The sequence below is a fragment of the Oleiphilus sp. HI0080 genome (assembly GCF_001635135.1).
On sequence record NZ_LWFU01001168.1, the window covers coordinates 1 to 613 of the forward strand.

Sequence of the window (613 nt, forward strand, 5' to 3'; positions counted from 1 at the left end):
AATACAATACTTGTCTGGTTAACAAGTCCTGGCATATGTTACTAGGACGACAATCGCTCTCGAAGCAACTAGATAATTATTAGCCCGGTAACAACTCGATTGGGTATCGAATTGTCTTTTTGTCTACCCCGGCTTTAGCGCCGAAATTTACAAGGCGTAAGCGGTTGCATATTTTCTTCTCTAAGGCCGGCTCGTTTAGCGTCGACTCGACAACGCTGCAGCTTGAAACAATCCCGGTCTCTTCTATTACAAGCTCTGGCGTTACTACGCCTTGCAAAGAAGGTTTCTTTCGCAGCGCACGATTGTAAATGCTATGTATTGAAGATTTATTTGCATCTATGGTTCGTCGGATATCTTCGGTAGAACGGTCAAGTGCTGTTCTTTGTGCGATGGTCTCTTCATGTTCAACAGCGTCAATCACCTCTTGTGCCTCGGCTACGGTTGTAACCGCACGAGTTTCAAGACTAATCTGCTTCGTCTCATTACTTAACGCCGCTTCCTGAACGCCCGCGCTACGCGTTGTAGCTGAAGCATTTGCTGCAAGCTTGTCATTGACCTTTCGGGCAATTGGTTTGGCTGTCACGGTTTTTGGTGTATCGAGTTTCACGCTTTC

Annotated in this window: 1 protein-coding gene; it reads right to left on the reverse strand. The window is 46.3% G+C overall.

The genetic code is table 11. From position 1 onward, the window contains the following. Positions 1 to 79: 79 nt before the first annotated feature. A partial coding sequence (locus A3751_RS20840; protein ID WP_156492698.1) for an AgmX/PglI C-terminal domain-containing protein occupies positions 80 to 613 on the reverse strand: 534 nt, incomplete at its 5' end.